Annotated in this window: 13 protein-coding genes; 5 read left to right on the top strand and 8 right to left on the bottom strand. The window is 71.3% G+C overall.

Annotated elements, in window-relative coordinates:
• Positions 1 to 186 precede the first annotated feature (186 nt).
• From ABUW04_RS37905 to ABUW04_RS37895, 3 genes are all read left to right on the top strand, one after another.
• Positions 187 to 1,281 (top strand): LLM class flavin-dependent oxidoreductase, encoded by a 1,095-nt coding sequence (locus ABUW04_RS37905; RefSeq protein ID WP_380568839.1) that lies wholly within the window; start codon positions 187 to 189, stop codon positions 1,279 to 1,281.
• The gene (locus tag ABUW04_RS37900; RefSeq protein WP_380568838.1) at positions 1,278 to 2,222 is read left to right on the top strand and encodes a 1-aminocyclopropane-1-carboxylate deaminase/D-cysteine desulfhydrase; all 945 of its coding nucleotides are present in this window, start codon (positions 1,278 to 1,280) and stop codon (positions 2,220 to 2,222) included. The genes ABUW04_RS37905 and ABUW04_RS37900 overlap by 4 nt, the downstream gene beginning before the upstream one ends.
• 212 nt (positions 2,223 to 2,434) lie before the next feature.
• Positions 2,435 to 3,640, top strand: coding sequence for a carbohydrate-binding protein (locus ABUW04_RS37895; protein ID WP_084715109.1), 1,206 nt, complete (start codon positions 2,435 to 2,437; stop codon positions 3,638 to 3,640).
• A 118-nt stretch (positions 3,641 to 3,758) separates the two neighbouring features.
• Here ABUW04_RS37895 and ABUW04_RS37890 read toward each other — a convergent pair whose 3' ends face one another.
• Both ABUW04_RS37890 and ABUW04_RS37885 read right to left on the bottom strand, forming a co-directional pair.
• The gene (locus ABUW04_RS37890) at positions 3,759 to 4,022 is read right to left on the bottom strand and encodes an acyl-CoA carboxylase epsilon subunit (protein ID WP_051726091.1); all 264 of its coding nucleotides are present in this window, start codon (positions 4,020 to 4,022) and stop codon (positions 3,759 to 3,761) included.
• A 15-nt stretch (positions 4,023 to 4,037) separates the two neighbouring features.
• Entirely contained in the window at positions 4,038 to 5,630 is a 1,593-nt protein-coding gene (locus tag ABUW04_RS37885; protein ID WP_030260396.1) for an acyl-CoA carboxylase subunit beta, read from the bottom strand.
• Positions 5,631 to 5,908: 278 nt separating this feature from the next.
• Here ABUW04_RS37885 and ABUW04_RS37880 point away from each other — a divergent pair, with 278 nt between their 5' ends.
• Entirely contained in the window at positions 5,909 to 6,568 is a 660-nt protein-coding gene (locus ABUW04_RS37880) for a hypothetical protein (protein ID WP_380568837.1), read from the top strand.
• Between the two features lie 232 nt (positions 6,569 to 6,800).
• Entirely contained in the window at positions 6,801 to 7,646 is an 846-nt protein-coding gene (locus ABUW04_RS37875) for a thiol:disulfide interchange protein DsbA/DsbL (RefSeq protein WP_380568836.1), read from the top strand.
• 33 nt (positions 7,647 to 7,679) lie between these two features.
• On the opposite strand, the gene ABUW04_RS37870 is transcribed toward ABUW04_RS37875, so the two are convergent.
• The 6 genes from ABUW04_RS37870 to ABUW04_RS37845 form a co-directional block, all read right to left on the bottom strand.
• Positions 7,680 to 8,954, bottom strand: a complete 1,275-nt coding sequence (locus tag ABUW04_RS37870; protein WP_380568835.1) for an MBL fold metallo-hydrolase — start codon at positions 8,952 to 8,954, stop codon at positions 7,680 to 7,682.
• Positions 8,955 to 8,957: 3 nt separating this feature from the next.
• Complete coding sequence (locus ABUW04_RS37865; RefSeq protein ID WP_380568834.1) at positions 8,958 to 9,773, bottom strand: HAD family hydrolase; 816 nt, start codon at positions 9,771 to 9,773, stop codon at positions 8,958 to 8,960.
• Positions 9,766 to 10,638, bottom strand: a complete 873-nt coding sequence (locus ABUW04_RS37860) for a carbohydrate ABC transporter permease (protein WP_198037578.1) — start codon at positions 10,636 to 10,638, stop codon at positions 9,766 to 9,768. The genes ABUW04_RS37865 and ABUW04_RS37860 overlap by 8 nt, the downstream gene beginning before the upstream one ends.
• On the bottom strand, positions 10,635 to 11,954 hold the full coding sequence (locus ABUW04_RS37855; RefSeq protein WP_030260408.1) for an extracellular solute-binding protein: 1,320 nt from the start codon (positions 11,952 to 11,954) through the stop codon (positions 10,635 to 10,637). Before ABUW04_RS37855 ends, ABUW04_RS37860 begins: the two co-directional genes overlap by 4 nt.
• A 111-nt stretch (positions 11,955 to 12,065) precedes the next feature.
• The gene (locus ABUW04_RS37850; protein ID WP_380568833.1) at positions 12,066 to 13,013 is read right to left on the bottom strand and encodes a carbohydrate ABC transporter permease; all 948 of its coding nucleotides are present in this window, start codon (positions 13,011 to 13,013) and stop codon (positions 12,066 to 12,068) included.
• A gap of 249 nt (positions 13,014 to 13,262) precedes the next feature.
• The gene (locus ABUW04_RS37845; RefSeq protein ID WP_030260414.1) at positions 13,263 to 14,555 is read right to left on the bottom strand and encodes a hypothetical protein; all 1,293 of its coding nucleotides are present in this window, start codon (positions 14,553 to 14,555) and stop codon (positions 13,263 to 13,265) included.
• Positions 14,556 to 14,738: the final 183 nt, after the last annotated feature.

Here is a 14,738-nt window from a genome sequence, read left to right as displayed (position 1 = left end):
CATCCGCGTCTGTAGCAGTACGGGAACAGAGGCGGCGGGGTACGGGTTGCCCCTACGGAGGCAGTCCACAGTCAGTCCGCCGGCTAGGTCAGCAGGCGGACCGCCCACGGAACGCAGCCGTACACCGTCACCCGCCGTAGCCATAGCAGTAGCCATAGCCGTCGCCGCAGCCGTAGGAGCACCGCAGTGAGTCAGCAGCCGGAGCCGTCAGTCGCCCCCCTCGCCGCCCAGATCCCCGGGCGACCGCACGGGCGTGCCGAGACCCCGCTGTCGATTCTGGACCTGGCCACCGTCGGCGACGGCTACACCCCCACCCAGGCGCTGACCGCCACCACCGAGCTCGCCCGCAAGGCCGAGGACTGGGGGTTCCACCGCTTCTGGGTCGCCGAGCACCACGGCATGCCGGGCGTCGCCAGCTCCGCGCCCGCCGTGCTGCTGGCCCATCTGGCCGCCGCGACCAGCACCATCCGGCTGGGCTCCGGCGGTGTGATGCTGCCCAACCACGCGCCGCTGGTGATCGCCGAGCAGTTCGGCACCCTGCACGCGCTGCACCCCGGGCGGATCGACCTCGGCCTCGGCCGGGCGCCGGGCACCGACCCGGCGACGGCCAGGGCGCTGCGGCGCGGGGTGCTGGACGAGACCGCCGACGAGTTCCCGCTGCAGCTCAGCGAGCTGACCCGGTTCCTGGACGCCGACTTCCCGGCCGGCCACCCGTACCAGCGGCTGCGCGCCGTGCCCGGCGAGGCGAGCGCCCCGGGCGGGGGCCGCCCGCCGATCTGGCTCCTCGGCTCGTCCGGCTTCAGCGCGCAGCTGGCCGGGCGGCTCGGTCTGCCCTTCGCCTTCGCGCACCACTTCAGCGCCGGGAACACCGTCCCCGCGCTGGAGCTGTACCGCGACTCCTTCCGGCCCTCCGAGGTGCTGGCCGAGCCGTACACCCTGATCGGGGTGGGCGCCGTGGCGGCGGACACCGAGCAGCAGGCACGGCGGCTGGCCGGATCCGGCGCGCTGGCGATGCTGCGGCTGCGCCGCGGGCAGCCGGCGCTGGTGCCGACGCCCGAGGAGGCCGAGGCGCACCCGTACGCCCCGGCCGAGCGCGAGTTCCTCGACGCCTGGCTGTCGAACGTGGTCCTGGGCGATCCGGACCAGGTCCGGGACGGACTGCTGGAGCTGCGCAAGCGCACCGGGGCGGACGAGCTGATGATCACCAGCAACATCCACGGCCATGAGGCACGGCATCACTCCTACGAGCTGATCGCGCAGGCGTACGGACTGCTGGGGTGAGCCCCACCGATCCCACCGGCCCTGCCAGCCCCACTGGTCCTGCCAACCCCACAGGCCCCACCAACCCCACCGGCCCCGGACGACCGCCCTCCCCGCTGCAGCCCCTCGCGGACGAGCGACTGTCGGCCGCCGGGGTCCGGCTGCTGCTGAAGCGCGACGACCTGCTGCACCCCTCCGTCCCCGGCAACAAGTGGCGCAAGCTCATGCCCAACCTCGACGAGGCACGGGCGGCCGGTCTGGACACCGTGCTCACCTTCGGCGGCGCCTACTCCAACCACCTGCGGGCGACCGCGGCGGCCGGACGGGAGGCCGGGCTGCGCACGATCGGGGTGGTGCGCGGGGACGAGCTGGCCGACCGGCCGCTCAACCCGTCGCTGGCCCAGGCCTCGGCCTGGGGCATGGAGCTGGACTTCATGGACCGGGGCACCTGGCGGCGCCGGATGTCCGCCGAGGTGCTGGCGGAGCTGCAGGACCGGCACGGACCGGCCCTGGTGGTCCCCGAGGGCGGCAGCAACGCCGCCGGGGTGCGCGGCTGCCTGCCGCTGGGGCGGGAACTGGCGGAGTCCGAGGCGGAGTTGGTCTGCGTCTCGGTGGGCACCGGCGGAACCCTGGCCGGATTGGCGGCCGGACTGACGCCACGTCAGCAAGCGATCGGCTATGCGGCGTTGGGGCACGCACCGCTGACCGTGGAGACGGCGGCACTGCAGCTCGCGGCCTTCGGCCGGCACTCCGGGAACTGGCGGATCGACACCGGCCACACCTTCGGCGGCTACGGCCGCAGCACCCCGGAACTGCAGGCCTTCGCCGATGACTTCCGTGCCAGGCACGGGATCTCACTGGACCTCAGCTACGAGGCCAAGGCGCTGCACGGCATCTTCACGGGCCTGCGCGACGGGACGTTCCGCAGGGGTGCGACGGTCGCCATGGTGCTCGCGGGCTGAGGCGGCAGGCCGAGGTCGGCGCCGTGTCTTAAGGGAACATTGGTCTAGTCCTAGGTCTAGGCCACCCTATTGACGACTGGTGGACATCTCCAGCAGTGTGGGCACTGGTACAGACCTTCCCTTCCTCTCCCCCACGAGGAGCCCAGGTGTTCCGCACATCCTCTTCCCGAGTCCTCGCCGCGGTCGCCGCGGCCGGGCTCGCCGCCACCGCGATGGTCGCGATCGGCGGCAGCAGTGCCCAGGCGAGCGTCACCCCCGCCGCCACGACTGCGCTCAGCAGCAACTGGTACGCCGCAGCGCCCTATCTGATGCCGCTGGACAACAACCCGCCGAACCCGGTCGACGTGATGAACGCGACCGGTCTCAAGGCCTTCCAGCTCGCCTTCATCCTCGCCCCCAGCGGCGGCGGCTGCACCCCGACCTGGGGCGGCACCGCCCCGGTCTCCTCCGACACCGCCGTCGCCTCGACGATCAGCAGCATCCGCGCCGCCGGCGGCGACGTCTCCGTCTCCATCGGTGGTTACGGCGGCACCAAGCTCGGCCAGACCTGCGGCACCCCGGCCGCGACGGCCGCCGCGTACCAGCAGGTCATCACCAAGTACGGGCTGCACGCCATGGACTTCGACCTGGAGGAGCCGGAGTACGAGAACACGGCCGCCGTGGCCAACGAGATCGGCGCCGCGCAGATCCTGCAGCAGAACAACCCCGGCCTGTACATCTCCATCACCACCGCCGGCACCGCCGCGGGCACCGGCTGGTTCGGCACGCAGATGCTCAACCAGGCCAAGACGGACGGCTTCACCCCGAACAACTTCTCCATCATGCCGTTCGACGGCGGCTTCAACGGCGCGGCCTCGCAGATCTCGGCGCTGCAGGCGTTCAACTCCCTGCTGATGAGCACCTTCGGCTGGAGCTCCGCCACCGCGTACGCCCACGAGGGCATCTCGATGATGAACGGCCGCAGCGACAGCGGCGAGTACTTCTACCAGTCCGACTTCCAGTCGGTGCTGAACTTCGCCACCAGCAACGGCCTGGCCCGCTACACCAACTGGTCGGTGAACCGGGACCGCCAGTGCACCCCGGCCGACAACAACGGCCAGACCTCCGGCACCTGCAGCAGCGTGACGCAGGGGGCCTGGGACTTCACCAAGTACAGCGTGCAGTTCGCCGGCGCGACTCCCCCCACCAGCACGCCGACCACCGCCGCGCCCACCACGGCGGCACCGACGACCGCCGCTCCGACGACCGCGGCACCGACCGGCGGCAGCTGCACCGCAGCGGCCTGGAGCGCCACCGCCACCTACACCCAGGGCAACACGGTCACCTACAACGGCCACTCCTGGACCGCCAAGTGGTGGACCTACGGCGACATCCCGGGCGGATCCGCCGGCGTCTGGACCGACAACGGCGCCTGCTGACGGATGAACCACCCGGCAAGCAGATGACGGTGGGCGGGACCCCGAGGGGTTCCGCCCACCGTCATGACCTGACGACCTGACGACCTGGTGACCGAGCCACCTGATGACGGGGATACCGTCAGCGGTGCCAGCTGACCGGCGAGTTGTAGCTCGGACGGCGTTCGGGTCGCTGCCACTGCGCCTGCGTCCGGCTCCCCGCGGCGCCCTTGGCGGACCCGGCGGACCTGGACGAGGTGGCGGCGGCACGGGCCAGCAGGACCGCGGTCAGTGCGGCGAGCTCCTCGTCGGCGAGGGTGCCCTTGACGACGCGCACCAGCGGGTCGACCGGCGCGGCGGCCTGCGTCGTGGCCGGAAGGGTGGCGGGTTCGAGGACGGTGGTCATGGCGGGTGCCTCCGGTTACTGGGGCGGGTTGCCGTGCTTGCGGGCGGGAAGGTCGGCGTGCTTGCTGCGCAGCATGTGCAGCGCGCGGATCAGCACATGGCGGGTCTCGGCCGGGTCGATGACGTCGTCCACCAGACCGCGCTCGGCGGCGTAGTAGGGGTGCATCAGCTCGTCCTTGTACTGCTTCACCATCTGGGCGCGCATCGCCTCGGGGTCGTCGGCCTCGGCGATCTGGCGGCGGAAGATGACGTTGGCCGCGCCCTCCGCGCCCATGACCGCGATCTCGTTGGTCGGCCAGGCGTAGGAGAGGTCCGCGCCGACCGAGCGCGAGTCCATCACGATGTAGGCGCCGCCGTAGGCCTTGCGCAGGATCAGCTGGATCCGCGGCACCGTGGCGTTGCAGTACGCGTACAGCAGCTTGGCGCCGTGGCGGATGATGCCGCCGTGCTCCTGGTCGACGCCGGGCAAGAAGCCCGGCACGTCCAGCAGCGTGATCAGCGGGATGTTGAAGGCGTCGCACATCTGCACGAAGCGCGCGGCCTTCTCCGACGCGTGGATGTCCAGCACCCCGGCCAGGGACTGCGGCTGGTTCGCCACGATCCCGACCACCTGGCCGTCCATCCGGGTCAGCGCCACGATGACGTTGGTGGCCCAGCGCTCGTGGATCTCCATGTACTGGCCGTCGTCGGCGATCTCCTCGATCACCTTGCGCATGTCGTACGGGCGGTTGCCGTCGGCCGGGACCAGGTCCAGCAGCGCCTCGCAGCGCCGGTCGGCCCGGTCCTCGGTGATCTCCACCGGCGGGGTCTCCCGATTGTTCTGCGGCAGCATCGACAGCAGGAACCGGACCTCCTCCAGGCAGCTGCGCTCGTCGTCGTAGGCGAAGTGCGAGACACCCGAGATCTCGGAGTGCACGTCCGCGCCGCCCAGCCCGTTCTGGGTGATCTTCTCGCCGGTCACCGCCTGGACCACGTCCGGTCCGGTGATGAACATCTGCGAGGTCTCCCGGACCATGAACACGAAGTCCGTCAGCGCCGGGCTGTAGGCCGCGCCGCCGGCGCACGGGCCGAGCATCACGCTGATCTGCGGGATCACTCCCGAGGCCCGGGTGTTGCGCTGGAAGATCCCGCCGTAGCCGGCCAGCGCGGTGACGCCCTCCTGGATCCGCGCCCCGGCCCCGTCGTTCAGCGAGACCAGCGGGGCGCCGGCGGCGATGGCCATGTCCATGATCTTGTGGATCTTCTGCGCATGGGCCTCGCCCAGCGCTCCACCGAAGATCCGGAAGTCATGGGCGTAGACGAAGACCGGGCGGCCGTGCACCGAACCCCAGCCGGTGATCACACCGTCGCTGTAGGGCTTCTTCGCCTCCAGGCCGAACCCGGTGGCCCGGTGCCGGCGCAGCGGCTCGACCTCGTTGAAGGAGCCGTCGTCCAGCAGCAGTGCGATCCGCTCCCGGGCGGTCAGCTTGCCCTTGGCGTGCTGCGCCTCGGTGGCCCGCTCGCTCGGCCCCGCCAGCACCTGCTCCCGGATGGCCTGCAGCTCGGCGACCCGTCCCCGGCTGTCGCCACCGGTCAGGCCGGTCGGACGCGCCACACCCTGCTCGGTCATCGCAGAACCACCATCTCAGGAAACTCCAAGTCTCTCGGGAACGGCCCGCCGCTGAGGAGGCGGACCAGCCCACCCTTCGACCCTACGAGGGCGACCCCCACCAACCAGGGGTCGATTTCGTACAACACATGACCCGAATAGCTGGCGGAGCCGGACAGGAGCGCACCCGTACCGACCTGCGCCGACCCGGCCGCACGGTGCCGACCAGCGGTTCCTTGCCTATGAGGAAACCTTGGAAGGTTCATCCGGTTTTCACAAAACATCACTAGGGTGCCGCCATGCCCACTCCCAAGCCCACCGACATCCCGCAGCCCTCCGACCCCCGTGAGGACGACTCACCTGCGGTCGAGTCCCCTGCGACGCTGATCCTGAGCAAGGACGACAAGGAAAAGGAGACGGAGGCCGCCGAGCCCGAGTCCAAGACCTGGTCGCCCCGCCCCAACACCGTCCTCAGCCCCGAGGACAAGGACCTGGAGGACCTCTCCGACGACGAGCTCGAGGACCTCGCCTCCGGCGGCGTCTCCAAGGGGATCGCCTCCGGTGCCATGTCCATAGCGGCGGCCGCCCTGGGCCTCGCCTCGGTCACCGGCACCTGGTTCGGCAACATCCTGCTCGCGCAGGCCCAGCTCCAGTCCCAGGTCAGCGCCACCGGCAAGAGCACCGCCACCCAGCTGGCCGAGGGCTACACCGGCCCCTGGCACAAGGTCGCCGAGATCAACGGCCTGGTCGCCACCATCGCCCTGGTCGTGGCCGGGCTGGTGCTGTTCTCCGGGCGCTACCTCACCGTCCGCCCGCTCCCGAACTGGGTCAAGGCCGTCGCCTGGGGCGGACTGGTGCTCGGCGTCATCGGCCTGTTCATCGCCTTCGGCATGCGCTTCGACTGGTGGACCTACCACATCGTGGTCCCGGCCACCACCAGCTCCAGCACCACCGGCTGACGCCCGTCGGCCTTCCCGAGCCCCCGGACCCGCCCGCGCCACCCCGCGCAGGCGGGTCCTCTGCGTCCGGGACGGGCTCCGGGGCACGGTCCGGCGCGGGCACCCGTGCGAGCCGTGCGGTCACCCGTACGAGCTGACGCGGACGGCGCAGCGCGCGCCCGTACGGGGGAATGCACCCGGCGCACCGCCGTGTCCGCCGCGGTCCGGCCCGTCGGATTGTCAGGGTGCGGGTATGACGACGTCCACGCCCTTCGCCACGTCCCTCCGTCGCCCGCACCCGTCACGTCGCCCGCACCCGTCAGGCCGGCGTACGCCGCTGCTGCGCGCCCTGGCGGCGCTCTGCGCCTCCGTCGTGCTGCTCGGCCTGCAGGCCCCGGCCGGGGCCGCCGCCGGGACCGCTCCGGTCGCGGGCGTCCAGTACCAGCAGCTCGCCCACCCGGTGCCGGCCTCGCCGCGCGAGGTGGTGGAGGTGTTCTGGTTCAACTGCGCCCACTCCTACCAGCTGGCCCAGCCGCTGCGGGACTGGGCCGCGCGGCAGGACCCGCCGGTGACCATCCGGCACATCCCGGCGGCGTGGCCGGACCAGCCCCAGGAGATGGCCTACGCCCGGCTCTACTACGCCCTGGACAGGCTGGGGCTGGAGGACCGGCTGGAGCAGGCGGTCTTCCACGCCGTCCGGGACGAGCACTGGGACCTCACCCAGCCGGACACCCTGAGCAACTGGGCCGACATGCAGGGCGTCGACTCCACCCAGCTGCTGGCCGCCTGGAACTCGCCCGAGGTCCAGCAGGAGACCCAGGCCGCCCCGGCGCTCCGGGAGAAGTACGACGTGCACGAGATGCCGAGCGTGGTCGTCGGCGGCCGCTACCGCACCTCGCCGTTCATGGTCCCGGACGGGGTGGCCGGCACCGTCCCGACGGTCGACTACCTCCTCCAGCACTCCGTCGCCGAGGCGGCCGCGGCTGCGGCGGCCGCCAAGCAGACCACAGCGGCCGGGAAGCCGGCGGCACAGAAGAAGCCCGCAGCGGTCAAGAAGCCCCGGACAGTCAAGAAGCTCCGGACGGCCAAGAAGCACTGACCCCCGCCCGGGCGCAGCCCGCGCCGCCGGGCATCACCCCATCGCCTCGCCGCCCGCGAAGTCGTAGCGGCTCGCGTACTCGGCGACGACCCGGGTGATGCCCAGCGGCGGGTGCAGCCGGGTCGGCGCGGTGGTGTGGATCGGGAAGACCACCCGGGGCCGCATCCGCTCCAGCATCCGGTGCAGGTGGTCCTGGCTGGCGTGCCCGGAGCAGCCGATCTGCCGCAGCGGGATGTCCAGGGCCTTCAGCCAGTCGGTGAACGGCTCCCAGCGGGGCTCGAAGGGCCCCAGTGGCTCGCCGTTGGCGTGGACGAACACGGCGGCCGGGCAGCCCTCGCCGACCGGCAGGTCCAGCAGCGACGGCAGGTCGTCCGGGTCCGGCACCACCACGTACCGGCCGGGGGCGGTCCGGATGTCGGAGAGCGGGACCTCGGCGGCCGAGTACACCCCGTCGACCCCGATCAGCCGCAGGAACGCGGCGACCGGCTCGGTCCAGACGATCGAGCGCCCAGCGGCCTCGGCGATGCCGGTGAAGGCCCGGACCCGGTCCCGGTCGCGCGGGTAGGCGGACAGCAGCACCAGGCCGGGGGTCTGCTCCAGGGCGGCGGCGAAGTCGCGTTCGACGTCGGACTCGTCCCGCAGCGGGCCGCTCATGTCCCAGCCGAGGGTGGTGCCCTCGGTGGCCAGCACGTCGCAGTCGGCGGCGCGGTCCACGAACTCCCAGGCGCGTTCCGGGTGGTGGCCGTGGAACCGGATGTCGCCGGTGAACGCCAGGGTCCCGGCGCTGGTGCGGACCAGGTAGCCGGAGGCGCCGGGGACGTCGTGGTCCACGGCGACGCACTCGACCTGCATCGGTCCGACCTCGGTGCGCTGCCCGTCGGTGAGCCGCCGCCAGTCCGGGTCACCGCCGGCCAGGCCGCTGCCGGTGGCGTCCAGCGCCTTCAGCAGGTCCACGGCGTCGGTGTGGGCGTGGACCGGGACGTCGTCGCGGACGAAGCCGGCCAACCCGCAGTGGTCGATGTGCGGGTGGCTGACGAACACCGCGGTCTCCCCGGTGGGTTCGCCGAGCGGGGATCCCGGGTCGAGCGCCGCCGGGTCGAACAGGCCCGGGATGTGCGGGGCGGTGTTCAGCCGCAGCCGGTCGGCGAGCTCACGGCCCGGCCTGGTCCGGACCGGCAGCCGGAACGGGTCCCGCCCGCTGGGGATGTCCAGGCCGATGTCGAGCAGCACCCGGTGGCCGCCGTCCTCGACCATGATCTTGCTTCCGCCGATGACGCCGAGGCCACCCCAGAACTTGATGGTGACCATGTGTCAACTCGTTTCAGAAGGAAGGGCTTTGAGCAGTGGTGCAGGGGTGGTGGGGGCAGCCGGGGCGGTGGTCGGGACGGCCGTGGCCTCCCACTTCCTGATCGGTTCGAGCAACCCCTCCACCGTGGTGGCCGTCGCGTCGGCCGGGCCGTCCGCGCGGCCGAAGCGGTCGATGTAGGCGCCGAAGGCCCCGATGTCGGTGCCGGGCTCGATGTCGTTGCGCCAGTGGTCGCCGATGACGAGGACCCGCTCGGGAGCGAGCCCCGCGGCTCCCACCGCGCCCGCGCCGCCGAGTTCGCGTTGCAGCAGCCGGCGCAGCCCCGCGGGCTTCCCGGTGCCGGCCACCACCTCGTCGACCAGCGGCAGCAGGTCCAGCCGGCGCAACAGCGGGTCCAGCCCTGCGGCGGGGCTGTTGGTGGCCAGCACCACCCGCACTCCCCCGGCCCGCAGCTGCTGGAGCAACTCCGCATAACCGGACGGGACTTCGAGCGAGCAGGCCTCGCTGAGCATATGCACCCTGGTGTCGGTGAAGGCGGCCTGCAGTGCGTCGGGGTCCACCCCGAGGCGCCGCGCCAGCAGCATCACGGCCTCCCAGCCGTCGATCGCCTCCGGCACCGCCGAGGCCGCCGCGCCCATGGCCAGGTACTGGTCAACGCCGTCGAGCACGATCCGGCGCCGGTCCGGCGCCAACTCCCGTGCTGCGCGCCGGGCGTAGTGCCGGATCGGGTCGTCGCCGCGGTACAGCGTCCCGTCGAAGTCGGTGACCAGCAACGGGGGCGGCAGCGGGGACGGCGCCAGGGATGATGTCACCTCAGCCACGGACACCCCCGGCGGCGGACATCGCACCGGTGATGAAGTGGCGCTGCAGCACCAGGAAGAAGCCCAGCACCGGCACCGTGGTGAAGACCACCGCGGCGGAGAGCGCCGGGTAGTCGGTGCCGTCGACCCCGGCGAAGGCGGCCAGGCCGACCTCGACCGGCTGGACGTCCGGGTTCTGGGTCATGATGAACGGCCACAGGAAGCTGTTCCAGCTCGCCATGAAGACATTGAGGGCGATGATCAGCAGTGCGGGCCGGACCATCGGCATCCCGACCGACCAGAGCATCCGCAGCCGCCCGGCACCGTCCAACTCGGCCGCGTCGAACAGCTCCTGGGGCAGGCCCAGGAAGAACTGGCGGACCAGGAAGATGCCGAAGACGCTGGCACCCCAGGGCACGATCTGGATCCAGTAGGTGTCCAGCCAGTGGATGTCATTGGCGATCATGTAGTCGGGAATGATCAGCACCGTACTGGGGACCATCAGTACCGCCAGGACCAGGCCGAACAGCAACCCCCGGCCCCTGAACCGCATCACTCCGAAGGCGAAGCCGGCCAGCAGCGAGGTCGCCAGCGCCAGCAGCACCGTGGCGCCCGCGATCAGCAGGGTGTTCAGGAACAGCCGCGGCCAGGGCGCCGCCGCCCAGGCGCGGGCGTAGTTCCCCCACTGCCAGTGCGGCAGCAGGATGTCCGAGACCGAGCTGGACCGGCCCGCCGAGTTCAGCGAAGTGACCACGACGTAGTAGAAGGGCACCAGGAAGAGCAGGCCGATGACCACCGCCAGGGTCCGGCTCAGGGCCGTGCGCGCCGAGGCGCGGCGCCGGAAGGAGTTCCGGTGCCGCACCTCGGGCTGGAGCAGGGTCGTCACTGGGCGGCCTTCTGGTCGGCGAGCGCCGCGGTCTGGGCGGTGTCCAGCGCCGTCTTGGGGTCGGCGCCCTTCTCCAGCACGTCCTGGACGGCGACGATCTCCTCGTCCTCCGCCTTGGCGACCCAGGAGTAGGGCGGCTCGGCGACGGCGTACTCCAGCGCGGCGACCGCGGTGTTCATGTAGGGGTTCTTCGCCAGGAAGCTGCTCATCAGCGGCAGCGCCTTGCTGGTCACCGGGAGGTAGCCGGTGCTGCTGGACCACTGCGCCTGGCTGGAGGCGGAGGCCAGGAACTGCATGTAGGCCCAGCCGGCCTTCTGCTGGGCGGCACTGGCGCTGGCGAACATCACCAGGTTGGTACCGGTCATGATGTTGGACGGACCGGAGCTGCCGGTCGGCAGCACCTCGGTGCCCAGCGTGAACTTGCCGCCCACCGCCTGGTTCTCGTAGTAGTAGCCGGCCGCACTGCTCATGTCGAAGGCGCCCTTCTTGGCGCCCAGCGCGGTCTCGCCCGGGTAGTTGGTGCCGACCGCGAGCGCACCGGACTTCTTCAGGTCGGCGAGGTAGGCCAGCGACTGGACCGCGGCGGCGCTGTTGAGCTGCGGGGTGCCGTCCTTGGCGAAGTCCGGGGTGCCGTTGGCCGCGGCGAGCGCCTGGAACAGCACGGTGCCGCCGCCGACGCCGGAGGCGGTGGAGCCCGGGTCCACGCTGATCGCGGTGACGCCGTTGCCGGAGACGGCCTTGGCCTCGGTGGCGAACTGGGTCCAGGTGGTGGGCGCGGTCAGGCCCTTGGCCTTCAGCATGTCCTGGTTGTAGAAGAGCACCTGGACGCTCTTGTTGAACGGCCACATCCACAGCTTGCCGTCGGGCAGCTTCAGGTCGTTCTGCACACCGGTGTAGAAGTCGGAGAGCCCGGCCGGGGTGTCGCTGCCCGCGTACGTGCTGACCGGCAGGATGGCCTTGGCGTTGGCGAAGGTCGCGGCCCAGCTCTCGTACGCCTGGCCGATGGTGGGGGCGTTGTGGGCGGCGACCGCGGCGGTCTCCTTGGCCAGCAGGGTGCCGTAGTCGGGCTCGTACTCCAGGTTGACGGTGACGTCCGGGTTGGCCTTCTCGAAGTCGTCGGTCAGCTTGACCAGCGTGGACTTCTGCGTGCCGGTACCCATGATCTGCATGAAGCTGATGGTGGTCTTGCCGCCCCCGGCGGCACCGCCGGTGCTGCTGCCGGAGGTGCTGGAGGACGAACAGCCGGCCAGGGCCGCCACGGCGGTGGCCGCGGCGAGCAGGGCGGTTCCCCTGCCGGTACGGGATATGCGGGACATGGAGGGTTCCCTTGCTGTCTGGTGTCGGGTGTGTGGTGACGGTCGGGGTTGCTGTGAGGGGGGGTGACTGTGGGGGGTTGCTGTGAGGGGGTGGCTGTGAGGGGCCGGCGCTCAGCCCGCGTCGGCGATCCGTTCTCCGGTGCGCCGCTGGAGCAGGGTGAAGGCCGCGGTGACGACGAACAGGACCACCGCGAGGGCGGCTCCGTAGCCGGTGTCGAACAGCACGAAGGCCTCCTGGTACACCAGGTAGCTGAGGGTGGTGGTCGCGTAGACCGGGCCGCCCTTGCCCATCTCGTAGAACTGGGTGAAGGCCTGGAGCGAGGAGATGCTGGTGATGACGACCACGAAGAGGGTGACCGGACGCAGCTGCGGCCAGGTGACGTGCCAGAACTGCTGCCAGGCGTTGGCGCCGTCCATCTGCGCGGCCTCGCCCAGTTCCGGGGAGATCACCGCCAGTCCGCCGAGGAAGAGCACCACGGTGAAGCCGACCTCGTGCCAGAGGCTGTAGACGATCACCGAGGGCATCGCCCAGGTCGGCGAGAAGAGCCACTGCGAGACCGGCAGATGGAGGGCCTTGAGCAGCATGTCGGCCAGGCCGAACTGGGGGTTGAAGATCCAGACCCAGGCCAGCGAGGTGGCGACGATCGGAGTGGCGTGCGGGGCGAAGAGGGCGACCCTGGCGGCACCGAGCACCCGGCCGCCGCGCTGCAGCAGCAGGGCGAGGGCCAGCGAGACCGCGGTGCCACCGATGACCATCGCGCCGCTGAAGTAGAGCGAGCGCCAGGCGCTGGACAGGAAGCTCGGCGTCGTGGAGTCGAAGAGCGCCGAGTAGTTGTCCAGGCCCACGTACCTGGACATGGCGGTGTTCAGCACGTTCCAGTGGAAGGTGCTCACATAGAACGTGTAGGCGGTGGGGCCGATGATGAAGACCGAGAAGATCAGCAGTGCGGGGGCGGTGTAGAGCCACCCCATCGGGCTCTCCCGGGCGCGCTTCACCCGCCCGGGCCGGACCTGGACCGGGACCTGCCCGGCCCTTCGAAGTTCGATGTCCTGCGCCATGAGTCCGCACCCCACGATCGGCCTTGCTCTGTCGTGTGAGAGTGAAACGCGCGTAGATATCGCGTAAATGACAAATGCAGAAACAATGGGTGACGGTCCGACATGAATCCCGAAGATGTGCGATCCTGAAAGGCTCGGCATCTTTCGACTCATCAGCAGAAAGGCCGACCGGCATCTGCCGGTCGGCCAACTTCCTTACTGGTAACTGCTATTGGGAACGCCGGGAAGACACCCGGCAGGGTGGTCCGCTCAGGCGAACTCGGCCAGCCGCGGCCGTACCCCGGCCACCACCAGCAGCAGCCCGGCACCCAGCAGCACCGCGGGGATCGCCGTCCAGCCGTCGAGGTCGCCCGAGGCGTCGTCCACGCCGGAGTCGAAGCGGGCCGCCCTGAGATCGGCCAGGTTCTGCAGGTTGAGGCTGAAGTCGTAGTAGGCGAAGGCGACCTGACCACGCGTCACACCGGTCAGCTGGACCGCGGCCTGGTCCAGCCGGCCCGCGTCGGCCAGCGAGCGCAGCGTCCGGTCGGAGGCCAGGTAGGCGGCCTCGGTCCGGGTCACCCCGGGCGATCCGGCGTCGCCGGCGGTCAGCGTGTGCAACTGCTGGGCCAGGGTGCCGAAGCCGGAGGCGAGCGAGGGGCGGTACGCGGTGTCGACCAGCCAGCGGCTCTGCGACGCCTCCGCGTCCGCCGCGGCCACCTGGGCCTGAGCCACCGTCGCGCCCGGCGCATAGCCCTGCCGCACCGCGCCGTCCATCGCCGAGGCCGCGCCCAGCAGCGCCGAACCGCCCGCGACCACCACGGACAGCACCGCCGCCGTGGCCAGCAGCAGCGCCGGGTTGAGCATCCGCCGGTGCCGGCGGCTGAGGTCGAGCTGCCACCAGACCAGCAGCAGCAGCGCCAGCACCCCCACCGCGCCCAGCAGCAGCGCGCCCCGGCGCGCATTGCCGACTGCCGCGCCCCGGTCCGCGCCGACCTGCTGGTCGGCGGAGGTGAGCAGGGTCCGCACGTGCGGCAGCAGCGACTGCTGCAGCAGCCCCTCGGCCTGGTCGTAGAAGTCCAGTGCGAGATCCGGCGGACGGCCCACCACCGGGTCCTGCTGGCTGGTCGCGGAGTACTCCTCGGTCCCGCTCAGCCCGTCGTAGGTGCCCAGCGAGTCCAGCAGGGCCTGGACGTCCGCCTGCCCCTGACCGCCGGCGGCAGCCAGGGCCGCCAGGTCGTGCCCGACCTGCCTGCGGTCCGCCTGGGCGGTGAGCGCGGCCAGCACCCCGTCGTCGACCAGCGTCGGCGACTGCCCCGGCGCGGCCGGGGTCGAGGCGTAGCCGACCACCAGCGAGTCGGCGTGCTGGGCGTCCAGGTCCGCCAGGGTCCGGTAGAGATCAGCGGCTGCGGTGGCACGTGGTTCGGAGACCGCGGCGAGCCGGTGCAGATCCGCCCTCGCGGTGGCGAACGAGACCAGGGCGGCAACGAGCAGCGCTGCGGTCAGCAGCAGGGCGGCGGCGGCCTGGAGACGCAGTCGCAGCACAGGGGCGGCGGTCTTGGTCACCCTTCGAACGTAGGTATCCAGGACGTCGCCGCGGAGACCGCGAGTGGGACGCAGGGTGAACGGGAAGGCACAGCTGGTAGCAAATCTGAGCGTCTGCTGGGGGGCTGGTAAGAGTCGTGTTACATGACTCACTATGGGGCGGTTTCGGGTGTGATCATGGGACCGGCTAGCGTTGTCGACCGG

The sequence above is a fragment of the Streptacidiphilus jeojiensis genome, from assembly GCF_042510965.1.
Taxonomy (GTDB): Bacteria; Actinomycetota; Actinomycetes; order Streptomycetales; family Streptomycetaceae; genus Streptacidiphilus; species Streptacidiphilus jeojiensis.
The sequence above is the reverse complement of the archived record's forward strand: the minus strand, read 5'-3'. Positions and strand labels throughout refer to the sequence as shown.

Coding starts and splice junctions, on each gene's coding strand:
- ABUW04_RS37895 (WP_084715109.1), top strand. CDS start 2,435: ATGGTCGCGATCGGCGGCAGCAGTGCCCAGGCGAGCGTCACCCCCGCC.
- ABUW04_RS37890 (WP_051726091.1), bottom strand. CDS start 4,022: ATGACCACCGTCCTCGAACCCGCCACCCTTCCGGCCACGACGCAGGCC.
- ABUW04_RS37885 (WP_030260396.1), bottom strand. CDS start 5,630: ATGACCGAGCAGGGTGTGGCGCGTCCGACCGGCCTGACCGGTGGCGAC.
- ABUW04_RS37880 (WP_380568837.1), top strand. CDS start 5,909: ATGCCCACTCCCAAGCCCACCGACATCCCGCAGCCCTCCGACCCCCGT.
- ABUW04_RS37875 (WP_380568836.1), top strand. CDS start 6,801: ATGACGACGTCCACGCCCTTCGCCACGTCCCTCCGTCGCCCGCACCCG.
- ABUW04_RS37870 (WP_380568835.1), bottom strand. CDS start 8,954: ATGGTCACCATCAAGTTCTGGGGTGGCCTCGGCGTCATCGGCGGAAGC.
- ABUW04_RS37855 (WP_030260408.1), bottom strand. CDS start 11,954: ATGTCCCGCATATCCCGTACCGGCAGGGGAACCGCCCTGCTCGCCGCG.
- ABUW04_RS37850 (WP_380568833.1), bottom strand. CDS start 13,013: ATGGCGCAGGACATCGAACTTCGAAGGGCCGGGCAGGTCCCGGTCCAG.